We start from the raw sequence: 18,346 nt of genomic DNA on the forward strand, positions 1-18,346 counted from the left end.
GCCCCAAAACAAAAACGGCGCCCGAAGGCGCCGTTTTATCATCATTTGCGATGGCCTAGTGAGCGGTCAAGCCGCCGGCGGCTTCATCGCCGTCCGGCTTCACCGTCACCTTGGTGTCCTCTTCCCAGACGATCGGCACCGGCTTCTTGACCAGCGCCTTGGCGACGACGTCGTCGAGGCGGGAGACCGGGATGATCTCCATGCCGCCCTTGATCGCATCGGAAATCTCCGTGAGATCCTTGGCGTTGTCCTCGGGGATCAGCACCGTCTTGATGCCGCCGCGGGCCGCAGCCAGCAGCTTCTCCTTCAGGCCGCCGATCGGCAGCACGCGGCCGCGCAGCGTGATCTCGCCGGTCATCGCGACATCGTGGCGGACCGGGATGCCGGTCATGACCGAGATGATCGCGGTGGCCATGGCGACGCCCGCGGACGGACCGTCCTTCGGCGTCGCGCCTTCCGGCACGTGCACGTGGATGTCGCGGCGATCGAACATCGGCGGCTCGATGCCGTAATTGATCGCGCGCGAGCGGACATAGGACGCCGCCGCCGAGATCGATTCCTTCATCACGTCACGCAGATTGCCCGTGACCGTCATCTTGCCCTTGCCGGGCATCATGACGCCTTCGATGGTCAGCAGCTCGCCGCCGACATCGGTCCAGGCCAGGCCGGTGACGATGCCGACCTGCGGCTCGCTCTCGATCTCGCCGAAGCGGTACTTCGGCACGCCGAGCAACTCTTCCAGAGTCTTCTCGGTGACCTTGACCGACTTCTTCTTGGAGATCATCAGCTCCTTCACCGCCTTGCGGGCGAGTGTGGAGAGCTCACGCTCCAGATTACGCACGCCCGCTTCGCGGGTGTAGCGGCGGATCAGAAGCAGCAGCGCGTCGTCGTCGATCGAGAACTCCTTGGAGTCCAGGCCGTGCTTGGACACCGCGGTCGGGATCAGATGCTTGCGCGCGATCTCGACCTTCTCGTTCTCGGTGTAGCCTGCGATCCGGATGATCTCCATGCGGTCCATCAGCGGCCCCGGAATATTCAGCGTATTCGCGGTCGTGATGAACATCACGTTGGACAGATCGTAGTCGACCTCGAGATAGTGGTCGTTGAAGGTCGCGTTCTGCTCGGGGTCGAGAACCTCGAGCAGCGCCGAGGACGGATCGCCGCGGAAATCGGCGCCCATCTTGTCGATCTCGTCCAGCAGGAACAGCGGATTGGACGACTTGGCCTTGCGCATCGACTGGATGATCTTGCCGGGCATCGAGCCGATATAAGTGCGGCGATGACCGCGGATCTCGGCCTCGTCGCGCACGCCGCCGAGCGAGACGCGCACGAATTCGCGCCCCGTCGCCTTCGCGATCGACTTGCCGAGCGAGGTCTTGCCGACGCCGGGAGGCCCGACGAGGCACAGGATCGGTCCGGTCAGCTTGTTGGCGCGCGATTGCACCGCGAGATACTCGACGATGCGTTCCTTGACCTTCTCCAGCCCGTAGTGATCGGAGTCCAGCACGGCCTGCGCCGCCTCAAGGTCCTTCTTGACCTTGGACTTCTTGTTCCACGGGATCGACAGCAGCCAGTCGAGATAGTTGCGCACGACGGTCGCTTCCGCGGACATCGGCGACATCTGGCGCAGCTTCTTCAACTCGTGCTGCGCCTTCTCCCGCGCTTCCTTCGAAAGCTTGGTCTTGGAGATCTTCTCTTCGAGATCGGCGAGCTCGTCGCGACCTTCGTCGTCGCCGAGCTCCTTCTGGATCGCCTTCATCTGCTCGTTGAGATAATACTCGCGCTGGGTCTTCTCCATCTGGCGCTTGACGCGCGAGCGGATGCGCTTCTCGACCTGCAGCACCGAGATCTCGCTCTCCATCAGGCCCAGCACCTTCTCCAGGCGCGAGGTGACCGACAGCGTCTCCAGGATGCCCTGGCGGTCGGCGATCTTGACGGCGAGATGCGAGGCCACGGTGTCGGCGAGCTTGGCGAAATCGGTGATCGCCTGCACGACGCCGACGACCTCGGCCGAGATCTTCTTGTTGAGCTTCACATAGCTCTCGAAGTCGGACACGACCGAGCGTGCCATCGCTTCGGCCTCGACCGACTTCGCATCGGTGTCGGCCAGCGCAATGGCGGTCGCTTCGTAATAGTCGGCGCGATCGGTGTATTTCTGCACGCGCGCACGCTCGAGCCCTTCGACCAGCACCTTCACGGTGCCGTCGGGAAGCTTCAAGAGCTGCAGCACGCTGGCGAGCGTGCCGGTCTCGTAAATGGCATCGGGCGCCGGATCATCGTCGGACGCGTTCTTCTGCGTCGCGAGCATGATCAGCGCGTCGTTCTTCATCACCTCTTCCAGCGCGCGGATCGACTTCTCGCGGCCGACGAAGAGCGGAACAATCATGTGCGGGAAGACGACGATGTCGCGCAGCGGCAGCACGGGATAAGCGTGCGTTTCGCCATGGACGATGGTTGGCCGCGGTTTTGGATTAGTCATGGCCTTTTCCTTTTGCTTTGCCCCCTCGCATGCAGCCCGCTGATCATGCGCAACCGCCACAAGGTGCCGACGTGATCCGCAAGACCGGTCGGTCCTCAGAAAAGTTGGACCGGCTCGCCGGATCGGAACTGAGGCGAATCTGGAAGAGAATTTTCGCTCGCCGCCGACATTAGGTGGCTATCGACCCGGGGGGTGTCAAGTCATTGAAAAACGCGCGCCATCAGGCGCTTACGCAACGCGGTAAGCGACGCAACACCGGCTGCGGAGATACACTTCCGCAGCCCGACTTGAAGATACAATTGGAGCGTTCCAGCGCCGCCGGATCAGGCGCTGGCGTTCTCGACGGCGCGATCGGACCGATCGGCGTAGATGTAGAGCGGACGCGCCGTTCCTTCCACGACTTCGCGGGAAATCACGACTTCTTCCACACCTTCCAGGCCCGGCAGGTCGAACATGGTCTCGAGCAGGATCGCCTCGAGGATCGAACGCAAGCCGCGCGCACCGGTCTTGCGCTCGATCGCCTTGCGGGCAACCGCACCAAGCGCCTCGTCGGCGAAGGTCAGCTCGATGTTCTCCATCTCGAACAGCCGCTGGTACTGTTTCACCAGCGCGTTCTTCGGCTCCGTCAGGATCTTCTTCAGCGAGGCCTCGTCAAGATCCTCGAGCGTCGCCACGACCGGCAGACGGCCGACGAATTCGGGGATGAGGCCGTACTTCAGAAGGTCCTCGGGCTCGACGTGACGGAAGATCTCGCCGGTCCGGCGGTCTTCCGGCGCCATCACCTGGGCGGCGAAACCGATCGAGGTCGACCGTCCGCGTGCCGAGATGATCTTCTCGAGGCCGGCAAACGCGCCGCCGCAGATGAACAGGATGTTGGTGGTGTCCACCTGCAGGAATTCCTGCTGCGGATGCTTGCGGCCGCCCTGCGGCGGGACCGAAGCCACCGTGCCTTCCATGATCTTGAGCAGCGCCTGCTGCACGCCCTCACCCGACACGTCGCGCGTGATCGAGGGATTGTCGGACTTGCGGCTGATCTTGTCGATTTCGTCGATGTAGACGATGCCGCGCTGGGCGCGCTCGACATTGTAGTCGGCGGCCTGGAGCAGCTTCAGGATGATGTTCTCGACGTCCTCGCCGACATAGCCGGCCTCGGTCAGCGTCGTCGCATCCGCCATGGTGAACGGCACGTCCAGGATGCGGGCGAGCGTCTGCGCGAGCAGCGTCTTGCCCGAGCCGGTCGGACCGATCAGCAGGATGTTCGACTTCGCGAGCTCGACGTCGTTGTGCTTGGTCTGGTGGTTGAGGCGCTTGTAGTGATTGTGCACCGCGACCGACAGGACCTTCTTCGCATGGCTCTGGCCGATCACGTAATCGTCCAGGACCTTGCAGATTTCCTTCGGCGTCGGAATGCCGTCGCGCGACTTGACCAGCGAGGATTTGTTCTCCTCGCGGATGATGTCCATACAGAGCTCGACGCACTCGTCGCAGATGAAGACCGTGGGACCCGCGATCAGTTTGCGGACTTCGTGCTGGCTCTTGCCGCAGAACGAGCAATATAGCGTGTTCTTGGAGTCGCTCGTGCCGACCTTACTCATTCATGTCTCCGTCCGCGGTTCGATCCCGTTCCGCTCGATCGCTCCATTCCGGCACGGTGGCCGGCTTGAAGCTTAAGTAGAGCAAATTGCGTACCAAAAAAGACCCTACGCGTTACATCCCGTGCGAATCACGGTCGCTCGATTCTCCGCGATCTTAGCCGATCATTCGTAGCCAACCATGCTGTCACCCGACTATCAAGAATTCGCTAATCGGGGGTCGCCGGCTACCCGTGACAATACCGTGATTTCCGGTCTTGGCACGGGCGAAGTGATCGAAATCACCCCGGCGTTGCTGGATTGCCACGAAAAACAAGCACGAAAGCGGAACTTTCTGCCTGTCGCAGGGCGCAAAACTGCGTTTTGCAGCGCGCACACGCGCCCATAGCGTGAACACGAACCTGATGGTGCGCGACGATCCCAAGAGGTTGCCGAGGGATCGTCGTCACACTCCAGTAGTGTTACGGAGTCTTCGCCCCTGCCGCTTCCTCAGCGCGCTTGTCGATGACCCTGTCGACCAGGCCGAACTCCTTGGCGTCGTTCGCCGTCAGGAACTTGTCGCGCTCCAGCGCGTCCTCGATCGACTTGTAGGTCTGGCCGGTGTGCTTCACGTAGATCTCGTTGAGCCGCTTCTTCAGGTTCAGGATTTCCTGAGCGTGCAGCATGATGTCGGTGGCTTGGCCCTGGAAGCCGCCAGAGGGCTGATGCACCATGATGCGTGCGTTCGGCAGCGAGAAGCGCATGTCCTTCTCGCCGGCGCAGAGCAGCAGCGAGCCCATCGAGGCGGCCTGCCCCGTGCACAGCGTCGAAACGGGCGGGCGGATGAACTGCATGGTGTCGTAGATCGCAAGGCCCGACGTCACCACGCCGCCCGGCGAGTTGATGTACATCGAGATTTCCTTCTTCGGATTTTCCGCCTCAAGGAACAAGAGCTGCGCGACGACGAGCGTCGACATGCCGTCCTCGACCGGCCCGGTCAGGAAGATGATGCGCTCCTTCAGGAGACGAGAGAAAATGTCGTAGGCGCGCTCGCCACGGTTGGTCTGCTCGACCACCATGGGCACGAGGTTCATGTAGGTTTCAACCGGATCGCGCATGAGTCACCTAGGGTTTTCGGAGACGGACATCGCCGGGCCTGGCTGCCAGTTTGGCTTGCCGGAAGGGCGAATGGACGTCCTGTGATGCAGGAACTTGGGTAGAGGTAGAAGGCGTACCGACAGATATAGCCCAATTCGCTTCTGACAAGTGCGGAGCGCATTAAGGCTTAATCCGTCGGGCAGTTGAAGCTGATTCGCACAAAGAGGCCCAGCCGGCCATCTGGCTAGCTGGGCCTCTTCGCTGATCATCCTTAATAGATGACTGTCCTAAATAGATGACTGTCCTAGAACCCCATTCCGATGGAATCGGAACGGGGCTCTGACTTTTGATTTTGACGCGTTTTCTTTACGTGAACCGGCATCCACTTCGCTCGAAAACGCTCCAGAGCCTTCAGGCGGCGGTCTTTTCCGCCTCGTCGTCCTTGTAGAGGTCCTCGCGCGAGACCTTCTTCTCGGTCACGTTGGCGAGCTCGAGGATGAAGTCGACGACCTTGTCCTCATAGATCGGTGCGCGAAGCTGGGCCAAGGCCTGGGCGTTGCTGCGGTAATAGTCCCAGACTTCCTTCTCGCGGCCGGGCATGGAGCGCGCGCGCTCGATCACGGCGCGGCCGACCTCGTCGTCGGTCACGGAGATCTTGTTCTTCTCGCCGATCTCGGAGAGCACGAGGCCGAGCCGCACGCGGCGGTCGGCGATCTTGCGGTACTCTTCCTTGGCGGCGTCTTCAGTGGTGTCCTCGTCGGCAAAGGTCTTGCCGGCGGAGGCCATCTCGGCCTTGACCGAGTTCCACATCAGATTGAACTCTTCGTCGACCAGCGAGGGCGGCGCCTCGAAGCGGTGCGCTTCGTCGAGGCGATCGAGCAGCGCGCGCTTGACGCGCTGGCGCGTCGCGCCGGCAAACTCGGCAACCAGACGCTCGCGCGCGGCTTCCTTCAGCTTGTCCAGCGATTCGAGGCCGAGCGTCTTGGCGAACTCGTCGTCGATCGCCAGATCCTGCGGCGCCTCGATCAGCGTCGCGGTGGTCTCGAACTCGGCCGGCTGGCCGGCGAGCTTGTCGTTCATGTAGTTGTTCGGGAACGACACTTTCAGCGTGCGGGTCTCATTGGCGCCGATGCCGATCAGCTGCTCCTCGAAGCCGGGAATGAAGGTGTTGGAGCCGATGGCGACCTGGATGCCCTCGCCGGTGCCACCTTCGAAGACTTCGCCGTTGATGCTGCCCTTGAAGTTGATGGTGACGCGATCACCCGAGGCTGCCTTGGCGCCCTCGCCTTTGTCGGCAAAGGTGCGATTGGTATCGGCGATGCGCTTGATCGCCTCGTCGACGTCGGCGTCGGTGACGTCGGCGACGGGCTTCTCGACCTCAAAGGTCTTGAAGTCGGCGAGCGCAATCGAGGGCACCACCTCGATCGCGACCGTGTAGGTCAGATCGGTCTTGCCGCTCAGCAATTCCTCGACCTCGGCCTGCTCGGTCGGCATGGTGATCTTCGGCTCGGTCGCAAGGCGAAAGCCGCGCTCGGAGAACAGCTGCGTGTTGGTGTCGCGGATGGTCTGGTCGATGGTCTCGGCCATCACCGAGCGGCCATAGACCTTCTTGAGGTGCGTGACCGGCACCTTGCCGGGACGGAAGCCGTTGATGCGGACCTTGTCCTTGAGGTCAACGAGCTTGGCACCGGCCTTGGCGTCGAGATCCGACGCAGGGACGCTGATCTTGAACTCGTGCTTCAAACCTTCCGAGAGGGTCTCTGTGACCTGCATGGCGTCGCGTCCAATCTTCTTCTCTTCGGTCCCGGCGCGCATGCGTCGGGACGCTGTCATTAATCGATCCGGCGCGAGGCAAACGCCTCAACGCCGGTGCTTCATCGGACCGGCTGCCGGCGGACAAACATCCGCGCGAAAGCAGGTCTCGTAATCCGTGCAAACGCGATAAGCGCTTGGTGCGGGCGGAGGGACTCGAACCCCCACAACTTTCGTCACTGGAACCTAAATCCAGCGCGTCTACCAGTTCCGCCACGCCCGCGTGAAGTTGCATCAAGACCGGCCGCGATGCCGCGGGCGGCCGGGCTTATAGCATGTGCCTGACTGTTCGCAGCAAAAAAATGGCCCGATGGAGGCAGGCTTTACGTAGGCACGGCGGCTGGACTTATCCAGCGCGGCGTGGTCCGGATCGGCCCATGAAACCTGGGATCTTTGACCCCACCCGACGCGAGCTTTTGGCCGGCCTTGGCGCCGGACTTTCAGCCGGTCTTGGCGCCTCGGCGGCCGGGCTGATCGCGGGTGGCGCAGGCCCGCTCGTGACCGCCCAGCTCTCCCTTCAGGCAAGGCCGGCGACACTGGCTCTGAGGTCAGGGCAGCCACCTACACCAATCTGGGAGCTGGCCGCCGTAAGCCATCTCAGGGACATTCGTCTCAAACGGGGCGACCGTTGCGAAGTGGTGTTTCGGAACGACCTACCTGTGCCGCTTGCGCCAGTCTGGTACGGCCTCAACGGCGGGGCCCCGGCCGACCCGCTCCGGGGGCGCGCGCCAGCGCCGCCAAATGCGGTTGAAACGTCAATCATTTCAATTCCCAATGCAGGAACCTTGCTGGCCGACTTCCGCCTGTTCGAGGACGGCCTGAAGCAGCCGGCGCGCCCGCTTCCGATCATCGTGGCCGAGACCAGCCAGGTCGCCGTCGATCGTGACGAGGTCCTGCTGATCGAGGAATGGCGCCTGCGGCCGGACGGCACCGCGGTCCCGCCGGGCCAGGACCCGAAGGACGCGAGGCCGCTCTACACAATCAACGGGCAGACCTCATTCGAACTCTCAGCCCCAGGCCATCAGCGGCTGCGGCTGCGCTTTATCAACGGCTCCCAACGTACTGTTTTGGCAATTAAATTGGAAAGCCACGACGTCCGCGTGATGGCCCTGGACGGTCAGCCCGTCGAGCCATTTTCGGCCCGCAACGGCGCCCTGGTGCTGGCGCCGGGCGCACGCGCCGACGCATTCGTGGATGCGGCCACATCGGCCGCATTGCTGCTGCATGACGGCAAGGAGGCTCGCCAAGTCGGAACGCTCACGATCTCCGGGACACTGGAACAGCGCGCGCCGCTTCTGTCGCCGCAGCCGCTTCCTCCGAATGACCTGCCCGAGAAGCTCGACCTGAAAGGCGCCCTGCGGTTCGATGTCGCGCTTGGCGCAACCGACGCCGGTTGGACCCGGTCTTCAAGCTTCTCCACCGCCTCCACTCCAGCCTTCCGGGCCAAGGCCGGCCGCACCGTCGTGCTGGCCCTCAAGAACCCTGCCCCCATCACGACCGTCTTCCACCTGCACGGCCACCCCTTCCGCCTGCTCGACAAGCTCGACGACGGCTGGAAGCCTTACTGGCTCGACACGCTCGCGATCGAACCCGGCCAGACCCAGCGCATCGCGTTCGCTGCGACTTCGCCCGGACGATGGCTCCTCGAGTCGGTCGTGACAGATTGGGCCGCACCGCGGCTGGTGCGGTGGTACGCGGTGGAGTGAGCGCTCAGTATTCTATGCCGAGCGCACCATAGATCCGCCGGTGCACGGCCGGCAGCGTCTCGGTGAGATCTTCCGCGATCAGGCCTGGTCCCGCCTCGCTTCCCGCCTCGCCATGCATCCAGACGCCCATGCTGGCGGCTTCGAAGGCCGGCACGCCTTGCGCCAGCAGGCCTGCGATGATGCCGGCGAGGACGTCGCCGGCGCCGGCGGTCGCCAGCCACGGCGGCGCGTTGGCGGCAATGGTGGCGCGGCCGTCGGGGGCGGCGATGGTCGTGTCGGGGCCCTTCAGCAGCACGACGGCGCCGGAGCGCTCGGCGGCGGCGCGCACGCGCTCCAGCTTGGAGCGGCCCGGAAATTTGTTGCTGAGGTCGGAGAACAGGCGCGGAAACTCGCCTTCGTGCGGGGTCAGCACCACCGCATTGTCACCTGAGGACTTGATCGATTCGAACAAGCGCTCGGGAGTGGCGGCAAAGCTCGTCAGCGCATCGGCATCGAGCACCAGATGCCGCTGGGCGCTCAGCGCGGTGTGAACGAGATCGCAGGTGCGCTCACTGACGCCCGCGCCGGGGCCGATGATGCAGGTGCCGTAGCGCTTGTCGCCGAGCAGCTCGCCGAACTCGACGACGGTGTCGACGGGACGAACCATGACGGCCGTGAGCGCGGCCGCGTTGATCGCGAGCGCATCGCGCGGACTCGCCAGCGTCACCAGGCCCGCTCCTGCTCGCAGCGCACCGCGCGCGGCCAGCCGCGCCGCGCCGGTCGCCGCCGCATCGCCGGAGACCGCCAGCACATGGCCCCGCGCAAATTTGTGGCCGTCGATGCGCGGCACCGGGAAAGCGGCGCCCCAGACATCCGGATCGTTCTCGAAAGTCTGCGGCGCGATCTCGTCCAGCACCTGCGCGTCGATGCCGATGTCGGCGACGCGCACGCGGCCGCAATGCATCCGGCCCGGCAGCAGCAGATGCGCCGGCTTCTTGCGAAAGAAGGTGACGGTCTCGGTGGCGTTCACCGCCGCGCCCATCACGGCCGCGCTGGTGCCGTTGATGCCGCTCGGCAGGTCGACGGCGAGCACCGGGGCACCGTTGGCGTTGATGGCCTCGATCATCGCATGCGCCTCGCCGTCGACAGGACGGCTGAGGCCCGCCCCGAACAGCGCATCGATGATCAGCGCGGGCCGTCCGATCGCCTGCGGATTGAAAGGGAGCAGCGGATGCTTCCAGCCGCGCGCGGCGGAAGCCGCATCGCCCTGGAGCTGGTCGCGCTCGCACATCGCGATCACCGAGACCTCCCGCCCCTGGGCGGCGAGCTCGGCGGCTGCGACAAAACCATCACCGCCATTGTTGCCGGGCCCGGCCACGATCAGGATCGGCCCCTCCTCCACCAGCGCCTGGGCGGCCTCCGCGACCGCCTGGCCCGCGCTCAGCATCAGCTTGAAACCGGGTGTGCCGGCCGCGATGGCGAGCTGGTCCGCCCGCTGCATTTCGGCGTTGCTCAGAACTTCCATGCCACTTCCCTAGTACAATCGCCTTTTCAACAGGCATCTTCCGCGCCGATCCGACGCGGGGAACAACGATCTGCACACATATTGAACCGTTTGCCTATTTCGTAGTCTTCGGTATTTTGTGCAGGTCGGCGTCGCCGCTCAGAGATGCTCGTTAAAAGGCTGATAACGCTCCAATAATCAGGGCATTTGCAATTTGGCATAGACCCTGCTTTCGAGGAAGCCGCTTCGGTTCGTCGTGCTCACTGGCATTTATCAGGGCGTCGCCGGCCGTTGTTGCCGGACAGGTCAGGGATCCCGGCTTAGCGAAGACAAGATCGTGCGTTAAGAAAAGCGCATCCTGACGAAGACGTTGCTATTTGATCGAAAGGCCGGGAGGCGCGCAGTGAAGAAAATCGAAGCCATCATCAAGCCATTCAAGCTCGACGAGGTGAAGGAAGCGCTTCAGGAAGTCGGCCTACAGGGCATCACCGTCACCGAGGCCAAGGGCTTTGGCCGGCAGAAGGGGCACGCCGAGCTCTACCGCGGCGCAGAATACATCGTCGACTTCCTGCCCAAGGTGAAGATCGAGATCGTGATCGGCGATGATCTGGTCGAGCGCGCCATCGACGCGATCCGCCGCGCCGCGCAGACCGGGCGCATCGGCGACGGCAAGATCTTCGTCTCCAACATCGAAGAGGCGATCCGCATCCGAACCGGCGAATCCGGGCTGGACGCTATCTGAGCCGGGTGCTATCCCGAATTTTGCGACACTCCGACTAGAAAGAAGGCTGCTTCGGCGGCCTGATTTCGTTTGTGCGGTCGCGCAAAACTCGCCCGAGCGAGAATAATTTTGCTCATCTGGAAACCGACCCGCAGAGCCAAAAGGGGTATGCATGAAGACCGCCAAAGACGTCCTGAAATCGATCAAGGACAACGACGTCAAGTACGTCGACCTGCGCTTCACCGATCCGCGCGGCAAGTGGCAGCATGTGACGTTCGACGTCAGCATGATCGACGATGACATCTTCGCCGAAGGAACGATGTTCGACGGCTCCTCGATCGCCGGCTGGAAAGCGATCAACGAGTCCGACATGTGCCTGATGCCCGATCCGGTCACCGCGACGATCGACCCGTTCTTCGCCGAGACCACCATGGTCATCACCTGCGACGTGCTCGAGCCGACCACCGGCGAGCCCTACAACCGCGACCCCCGCGGCATCGCCAAGAAGGCCGAAGCCATGGTGAAGTCGATGGGCGTGGGCGACAGCGTGTTCGTCGGCCCCGAAGCCGAGTTCTTCGTGTTCGATGACGTGCGCTATTCGGCCGAGCCCTACAAGACCGGTTTCCGTCTCGACTCCTCCGAGTTGCCGACCAATTCCGACACCGAATATGAAGGCGGCAATCTGGGCCACCGCATCCGCACCAAGGGCGGCTACTTCCCGGTGCCGCCGCAGGATTCGGTGCAGGACATGCGTTCCGAGATGCTCGGCGCCATGGCCAAGATGGGCGTCAAGGTCGAGAAGCATCACCACGAGGTCGCTTCCGCCCAGCACGAGCTCGGCATGAAGTTCGACACGCTGACGCTGATGGCGGACCACATGCAGATCTACAAGTACTGCATCCACCAGGTCGCGCACATCTACGGCAAGACCGCCACCTTCATGCCGAAGCCGATCTTCGGCGACAACGGCTCGGGCATGCACGTGCACCAGTCGATCTGGAAGGACGGCAAGCCGGTGTTCGCCGGCAACAAGTACGCCGACCTGTCGGAGACCTGCCTGCACTACATCGGCGGCATCATCAAGCACGCCAAGGCGATCAACGCCTTCACCAACCCGTCGACCAACTCCTACAAGCGTCTGGTCCCGGGCTATGAGGCCCCCGTGCTGCTCGCCTATTCCGCGCGCAACCGCTCGGCCTCCTGCCGCATCCCCTACACCGCTTCGCCGAAGGCCAAGCGTGTCGAGGTGCGCTTCCCCGATCCGATGGCCAACCCCTATCTCGGCTTCGCCGCGATGCTGATGGCCGGCCTCGACGGCATCAAGAACAAGATCGATCCGGGTCCGGCGATGGACAAGGACCTCTACGACCTGCCGAAGGAAGAGCTGAAGCAGATCCCGACCGTCTGCGGCTCGCTCCGCGAGGCGCTCGAAAACCTCGACAAGGACCGCGGCTTCCTCAAGAACGGCGGCGTGTTCGACGACGACTTCATCGACGCTTACATTGAGCTGAAGATGACCGAAGTCGCCCGCTTCGAAATGACCCCGCACCCGGTCGAGTTCGAAATGTACTATTCGAACTAAGCGGCCCGCACTTTATGCGACAAGCAAAAGGCGCTCCGAACGGAGCGCCTTTTCGTTTGAATCGTAGGGTGGGTTAGCCCTGCGATTGCGCGTAGCGCAATCGCTCGCGTAACCCACCCTACGAGTTACGATCACCACGTCGCGGTGAAGGCCTTCTGCAACTCGGCCGGCGCCGTCACGCCGCCCGCGATCAGCAGTTGGGTGAGGACGCGCGCCTTCTGCGGATTGAGGTCCTCGGACACGACAAAGCCGTTCTTGTCGTCGTCGACCTCGACGTTGCGGGTGACGAAGCCGGATCGAACCCGCGTGGAGCGCACGACGATGATGCCCTTCTTCGCCGCCGCTTCGAGCGCATCGAGCGCCGACTTCGACGTGTTACCGTCGCCGACCCCGGCCAGCACGATGCCCTTGGCGCCATGCGAGATGGCGTCTTCGATCGGAACCGCGTCCATATTGGCGTGCGAGTAGACGATCGCGACGCGCGGCAATTGCTCGCCGGCCGGCAGCCGATAGGTCGCGCGCTTGAAACCGGCGCCTTGGGTCATGAAACGGATGCCGCCGGCGGTGTCGACATAGCCGATCGGCCCGTCATTGGGCGAGCCGAACGTCTCGATGCTCGTGGTGTTGGTCTTGGTGACCGAGCGCGCGCCCTGGATCTTGTCGTTCAGCACCGCCATGACGCCGCGCCCGCGCGCGCGTGGATCGGCCGCCACCTGCACCGCCTCGTAGAGATTGCCGGGGCCGTCCGCGCTCACGGCCGTGGCCGGCCGCATCGAGCCGACGATCACCACCGGCTTGTCGCCGCGCACCACGTTGTCGAGAAAGAACGCCGTCTCCTCCAGCGTGTCGGTGCCATGGGTGATGATGATTCCGTCGGCTTCGTTCTTGTCGAAGGCATCCTGGATGCGACGGGCCAGCGCAAACCAGACCTTGTCGTTCATGTCTTGCGAGCCGATCGACGAAATCTGCTCGGCGTTGATCTTGGCGAGCTTGTCCAGGCCCGGCACCGACGCCATGAGCTGCTCGCCCGTGATCTGGCCTGACTTGTACGCGCCCGTCGCGCGCGGATCGGCCTGACCGGCGATGGTGCCTCCCGTCGCGAGCACGAGAATGCGCGGCAGGCCGGCGGCCGCCGCGTCCTTGCCCGGCTCCGCGGCCTGGACCGCGCCCCCGTACGTCCAGAGTGTGAGGGCGAACAGGGGAATGGAGAGAATTGAAATCCAGCTTTGGCGGCGACCGGCTGCACTGGCGGTAGGCGTCGTCATCGAATTGTCCTCCCGTTTAAGTAGGGATCGACATTCGACACGCCCAATGGGGCCGAAGATGGGTCATCCTGCTGCTGATGGCTAAGGATTGTCGCGCCGCGGCAGAAAATGGTCGAGCAAACCCGTCGGCAGGGGAAAGACGACGGTCGAGGAACGTTCGCCCGCGATGTCGTGCAGGGCCGCGAAATAACGCAGCTGCATCGCCTGAGGCTCCTGCGCGAGAATCCGGCCGGCTTCGACGAGCTTTTCGGCAGCCTGCTGCTCGCCCATCGCATTGATCACCTTGGCACGCCGCAACCGCTCCGCTTCGGCCTGCTTGGCGATCGCCCGCACCATGGTTTCGTTGAGATCGATGTCCTTGATCTCGATCCCGGTGACCTTGATGCCCCAGACGTCGGTCTGCTTGTCGAGGATCTCCTGGATGTCGGCGTTCAACCTGTCGCGTTCTGCAAGCATCTCGTCGAGCTCGTGCTTGCCGAGCACCGAGCGTAACGTGGTCTGCGCGAGCTGGCTGGTGGCAGCCATGTAATCGCCGACCTTGATGATGGCCCGTTCAGGATCGACGATCCGGAAGTACAGAACGGCGTTGACCTTGACGGAGACGTTGTCCCGCGAAATCACATCCTGGGGCGGGACGACCTGCACCATCACCCGTAGATCGACCTTGACGAGTTGCTGCACGACCGGAACGAGGATGATGAGGCCCGGGCCCTTCACGCCGGTAAAGCGACCGAGCGTAAAGACGACGCCACGCTCGTATTCACGCAGGATTCGAATAGCCTGGGACAGGAACATGATGACAAGCAACGCGAGCGCCGCATAAGTCAGATATTCCAGCATCATGATGGACCTCCCTCGCCTGTTCGGGCTGGTGCGCGCCGTATCAGCAGCGTCAGGTCGACAACGTTCGCGACTTCGACCGTCTCTCCGGGCTTGAACGTTTCGGCGCCGCGCGCCTGCCAGCGCTCACCATGGGCGAAAACATGACCTTCGCTCCCACGCCAGTCGAGAACCTCTGCGGGCAAGCCTCGCATGGCCTGCGCGCCGACCCGTTCAGGAGCCTTGGCGGCACGCCGAAGCGACCCAAGCACGACGAGAGCAAAGCCGACGAACACAGCTGCGGTGATGCCGATCACCCACCACGACAGGTGGTAGCCGGGCGCCTCGACCCTGAAGAGCATCAGCGCTCCCAGCACGAAAGCGACGATCCCTCCGAGACCGATCACCACCGTCGGATTGAAGGCTTCGACGGTGAGAAGCACTATGCCGACCAGCATCAGGGCAAGCCCGGCATAGCTGATCGGCAGCAAATTGAGCGCATAAAGACCGATCAGCAGGCAGATCGCGCCGACGACTCCCGGAGCGACGGCTCCGGGAGACATGAACTCGAAGATCAGGCCGTAGATGCCGACCATCAGGAGAATGAACGCCACATTCGGATCGGTGATGACCGCCAGGAAGCGGGATATCCATCCGGGGTCGATGGCTTCAACGACAGCATCCTTCGTCACGAGGCGTTGCGTCTTGCCGCCCGCAACCTCCATCACACGGCCATCGAGCTGCCTCAGCAATTCAGCCTGATCGCGCGCGACGACATCGATGGCATGGGCCTCGAGCGCGCCGTTGGCAGAAAGCGTGGCAGCCTCCCGGACCGCCTTCTCCGCCCAGTCCACATTGCGGTTGCGCAGCTCCGCGAGGCTGCGGATGAAAGCGACGGCATCGTTCGTCACCTTCGCCGTCATCGCATCCTTCGGCTCATCCTTCTTGTCCTTGCCGTCCTTGTCCGGTGTACCGCTCGGCAGACCCGGCAGCGGCCCGCCAATCTGCACCGGTGTCGCGGCGCCAATATTGGTGCCTGGCGCCATCGCCGCGAAGTGGGTCGCATAAAGGATATAGGTCCCCGCGCTCGCCGCGTGGGCGCCGGAGGGAGCGACGTAACCGACGACAGGGATGGGCGAGGCCAGCACATCCGCAATGATCTCGCGCATGCTGGAATTGAGACCGCCGGGCGTGTTGATTCTCAGAATCACGACCTCAGCGCGCCGCTCGCTTGCCCGGGCCAAGGCCTCCTTCACGTAACTGGCCGACGCAGGGCCAATGGCCCCTTCGATCGAAACAATCAGTGCAAGACGGCCGTTCTCCTCCGCTGAGCTGGGAAGGAGGCAGCAGATCAAAGCCACGACGCCAATCGCCGCAACGAGGGCCGCCTTCATGGTCTGCACGGCAGGGCTCCCTTGCAGAGCATATGGTGTTCGTCTCTTGAACCTCAATGCTGTGCGAAGAGACCGACGCTGCGATTGTGCAACGCAATGGAAATGGCCATGCAGGTTGGCGATGTGGTCGGTTGAGCAAGGGCGCTGGCGGACCATGCCTGCGACTGATCCGCCCTGCGCCAAGACGCCCTGCCCCAAGAGTTGCTACCGTGCCACTCTCACGCCATCGGGCCCGATCGTGCCGAACATGCCGGCGATGATCTCGCTCGTCGGCTGCATGCCGCCGAGCGACCAGTGGGAGGGCTCCTGCTCCTCGATCCTGACCCAGACGTTGCGGCGGAAATCCGGGTTGTTCTGCCCTTCGACCTCGACCATCAGGTCGGTGACGCGTTCGAGCAGCGTTTTCTTCTGGGCGGCATCCAGGATGCCGCGCACGGTGGAAATGGTGACGTAAGGCATGTCTCTCTCCATTCATGTCATGTGACGAGACCGGAAGATTGGACCAGACGGTGCCGGCGAGGCAGTGGCGGATAAGACAGAGATCGCGCAATTTCCGCCATGCGGCTCGCGCTTTCATCGGGTAGCATCGCGGCACCTGTTTGGAGGATCCATGAAGCTCGCAATTCTCGCGGTGGAAGGTTGCATGCATTCGGCGATCGCGGGGATCGTCGACATCCTGTCGCTCGCCAACCACGTCATGCAGCAGAGCGGCGAAAAATCCCGCTTCGCCTGCCAGACGCTGTCGCTCGACGGCAAGCCCGTGCGCGCCGGCGGCGGCCGGGTGGTCCCAGTCGATGGCGCGATCGATAAACGCGCGCGCTTCGACGCGATCATAGTCCCAGGCAACCTCGTCGATCACGTCACGGCCGAGCGGCTGCAACCGCAATATGCCCGTGCCGGCGCCTGGCTCCGGCAGCAGCACGCAAACGGCCGGCTGATCGGGGCCTTTTGCAGCGGCGTTTTCCTGCTTGCCGGCGCCGGCCTGCTCGACAACCGCCGCGCCACCATCACCTGGTGGCTGCAAGGCGAGCTGCGGCAACGCCATCCCGCGATCGACCTCGCGGCCGACGCTGTTATCACCGCGACCGACCGCATCGTCTGCGCGGCCGGGCCGATGTCGTGGGTCGACCTCCTGCTCCGGCTGATCGAGATGGTCGAAGGCAAAGGGATCGCAAAGCTGTGCGCGGACTACGTCGTCATCGACACGGCCCAGCGGACCCAGTCGATCTTCATGCCCGTCGGCTATTTGCTCTCGCAGGACCCGCTGCTGACCAGAGCCGACCTGCTGGTTCGCCGCACCGGCAAGGCCCCGATGACGGTCAAGCGCCTTGCCGGCGCGCTCGGCCTCAGCGAGCGTACGCTGAACCGGAAGTTTCAGGAGCTCACGCACGAACCGCCGCAAGCCTTCATCATGCGCCGCCGCGTCGAGCACGCGCGCACGCTGTTGGAGACGACGACGCAGCCGATCAAGGCCATCGCACGCACGGCCGGCTACGAGGACGAGAGCAGCTTTCGCAAGGCGTTTCGCAAGCTGACTTTGATGTCGCCGCAGGCCTATCGCGCGCGGCGAATGGAGCGGACGGTGCAGGGATAAACCTTGCGGGTCAGATCCGTCAGCTTTCGTTCTGCATCTGACTCCACTTCGTTCTCAAAGAACAAATCAGATCCGCAAAAACCGGGGCGGACCAATTCCTACTGATTGGTTTATTCCGTCCGAGATTTAGAATGCGCATTGAATGCATGGAGCCAGTTCTCGTAGGGCGGATTAGCCGAAGGCGTAATCCGCCGACTGCTCGCGACGCTCACGCAGATTCGCCGCGCTAGTTTGGCATTGAAGCTGCCCGATCAAGTCAAGATGGCGGATTACGCCTTCGGCTAATCCGCCCTACGCACCAGCACACATCGCGGCGGAGCGCTTTGGGCGAATGCGGAGGACGCAAGCAGGAGCAGAGCGGCGGCGGTGATGATGCGCGTCATCGGAATGCAATCCAATTTGAAAATCGAATTGGATGGTCGCGCGTAGGGATGATCCGGCGGCCAGGAATGAACGAAGCGAGGTTCGGCCGTTGAAGATGCCCTTAGCGGACCACTCCTGCCGCGTCGTCCGCGCTTGGGATGAGCCAGTCGAGCCCGATCAGGCAGGCTTCGAGGATAACGAAGGCGGCAATGCCGCCGAGCCAGCCGAAGAACACGATGGAAAAGGTCCCGAGCAAGATTGCGCAAAACAGGTCGGCAAGCACCTTGCAGATGCGGAAGTCCCGGTCTCGTTCAGATGCGAAATACGGCATCGGACTCTCCTGGTGCAGCTCTGGGCTTAAGCTTAGTCCCAGCGCGAGGTGACCGTCTGCCCCATCGGACGAGTGGTAAAGTCACCAAGGGGGCCTGCTGTTCCCCCTGCAACGGGCATGCGTTCGCA

14 protein-coding genes and 1 tRNA gene are annotated in these 18,346 nt (G+C 63.3%); 4 read left to right on the top strand and 11 right to left on the bottom strand.

The window, feature by feature from the left end; translation table 11 throughout:
* Positions 1-55: 55 nt before the first annotated feature.
* From lon to IVA81_RS22015, 5 genes are all read right to left on the bottom strand, one after another.
* A complete protein-coding gene (lon, locus tag IVA81_RS21995; RefSeq protein WP_247321789.1) occupies positions 56-2,479 on the bottom strand; it encodes an endopeptidase La in 2,424 nt (807 codons plus the stop codon).
* Positions 2,480-2,802: 323 nt separating this feature from the next.
* A complete protein-coding gene (clpX, locus tag IVA81_RS22000; protein ID WP_091965274.1) occupies positions 2,803-4,074 on the bottom strand; it encodes an ATP-dependent Clp protease ATP-binding subunit ClpX in 1,272 nt (423 codons plus the stop codon).
* Between the two features lie 458 nt (positions 4,075-4,532).
* The gene (locus IVA81_RS22005) at positions 4,533-5,168 is read right to left on the bottom strand and encodes an ATP-dependent Clp protease proteolytic subunit (RefSeq protein ID WP_247321790.1); all 636 of its coding nucleotides are present in this window, start codon (positions 5,166-5,168) and stop codon (positions 4,533-4,535) included.
* 391 nt (positions 5,169-5,559) lie between these two features.
* Positions 5,560-6,921 carry a trigger factor gene (gene tig / locus IVA81_RS22010; protein WP_247321854.1) on the bottom strand — a complete coding sequence of 454 codons (1,362 nt, stop codon included), beginning with the start codon at positions 6,919-6,921 and terminating at the stop codon, positions 5,560-5,562.
* Between the two features lie 177 nt (positions 6,922-7,098).
* Positions 7,099-7,183, bottom strand: a tRNA-Leu gene (locus IVA81_RS22015).
* 154 nt (positions 7,184-7,337) lie between these two features.
* Between IVA81_RS22015 and IVA81_RS22020 the strand changes: the two genes are divergently transcribed.
* A complete protein-coding gene (locus IVA81_RS22020) occupies positions 7,338-8,666 on the top strand; it encodes a multicopper oxidase domain-containing protein (RefSeq protein ID WP_247321792.1) in 1,329 nt (442 codons plus the stop codon).
* Positions 8,667-8,670: 4 nt separating this feature from the next.
* Here the strand turns inward: IVA81_RS22020 and IVA81_RS22025 are convergent, their stop codons facing one another.
* Complete coding sequence (locus tag IVA81_RS22025; protein ID WP_247321794.1) at positions 8,671-10,170, bottom strand: NAD(P)H-hydrate dehydratase; 1,500 nt, start codon at positions 10,168-10,170, stop codon at positions 8,671-8,673.
* Positions 10,171-10,552: 382 nt separating this feature from the next.
* Between IVA81_RS22025 and IVA81_RS22030 the strand changes: the two genes are divergently transcribed.
* Together IVA81_RS22030 and glnA are read left to right on the top strand one after the other, a co-directional pair.
* Entirely contained in the window at positions 10,553-10,891 is a 339-nt protein-coding gene (locus IVA81_RS22030; protein WP_007603495.1) for a P-II family nitrogen regulator, read from the top strand.
* A 151-nt stretch (positions 10,892-11,042) separates the two neighbouring features.
* Positions 11,043-12,452 (top strand): type I glutamate--ammonia ligase, encoded by a 1,410-nt coding sequence (glnA, locus tag IVA81_RS22035; RefSeq protein ID WP_247321796.1) that lies wholly within the window; start codon positions 11,043-11,045, stop codon positions 12,450-12,452.
* Between the two features lie 131 nt (positions 12,453-12,583).
* Here the strand turns inward: glnA and IVA81_RS22040 are convergent, their stop codons facing one another.
* From IVA81_RS22040 to IVA81_RS22055, 4 genes are all read right to left on the bottom strand, one after another.
* Positions 12,584-13,717, bottom strand: coding sequence for an asparaginase (locus IVA81_RS22040; protein WP_247321798.1), 1,134 nt, complete (start codon positions 13,715-13,717; stop codon positions 12,584-12,586).
* 81 nt (positions 13,718-13,798) lie between these two features.
* Positions 13,799-14,560, bottom strand: coding sequence for a slipin family protein (locus tag IVA81_RS22045; protein WP_247321803.1), 762 nt, complete (start codon positions 14,558-14,560; stop codon positions 13,799-13,801).
* Entirely contained in the window at positions 14,557-15,939 is a 1,383-nt protein-coding gene (locus IVA81_RS22050) for a nodulation protein NfeD (protein ID WP_247321805.1), read from the bottom strand. Before IVA81_RS22050 ends, IVA81_RS22045 begins: the two co-directional genes overlap by 4 nt.
* A 195-nt stretch (positions 15,940-16,134) precedes the next feature.
* A complete protein-coding gene (locus IVA81_RS22055; protein WP_247321807.1) occupies positions 16,135-16,389 on the bottom strand; it encodes a tautomerase family protein in 255 nt (84 codons plus the stop codon).
* Positions 16,390-16,540: 151 nt separating this feature from the next.
* On the opposite strand from IVA81_RS22055, the gene IVA81_RS22060 reads away from it, so the two are divergent.
* Complete coding sequence (locus IVA81_RS22060; protein WP_247321817.1) at positions 16,541-17,524, top strand: helix-turn-helix domain-containing protein; 984 nt, start codon at positions 16,541-16,543, stop codon at positions 17,522-17,524.
* A gap of 484 nt (positions 17,525-18,008) precedes the next feature.
* Here the strand turns inward: IVA81_RS22060 and IVA81_RS22065 are convergent, their stop codons facing one another.
* The gene (locus IVA81_RS22065) at positions 18,009-18,218 is read right to left on the bottom strand and encodes a hypothetical protein (protein ID WP_247321819.1); all 210 of its coding nucleotides are present in this window, start codon (positions 18,216-18,218) and stop codon (positions 18,009-18,011) included.
* Between the last annotated feature and the right edge of the window lie 128 nt (positions 18,219-18,346).

The sequence above is a fragment of the Bradyrhizobium sp. 141 genome, assembly GCF_023074055.1.
In the GTDB taxonomy this organism is placed as follows: domain Bacteria; phylum Pseudomonadota; class Alphaproteobacteria; order Rhizobiales; family Xanthobacteraceae; genus Bradyrhizobium.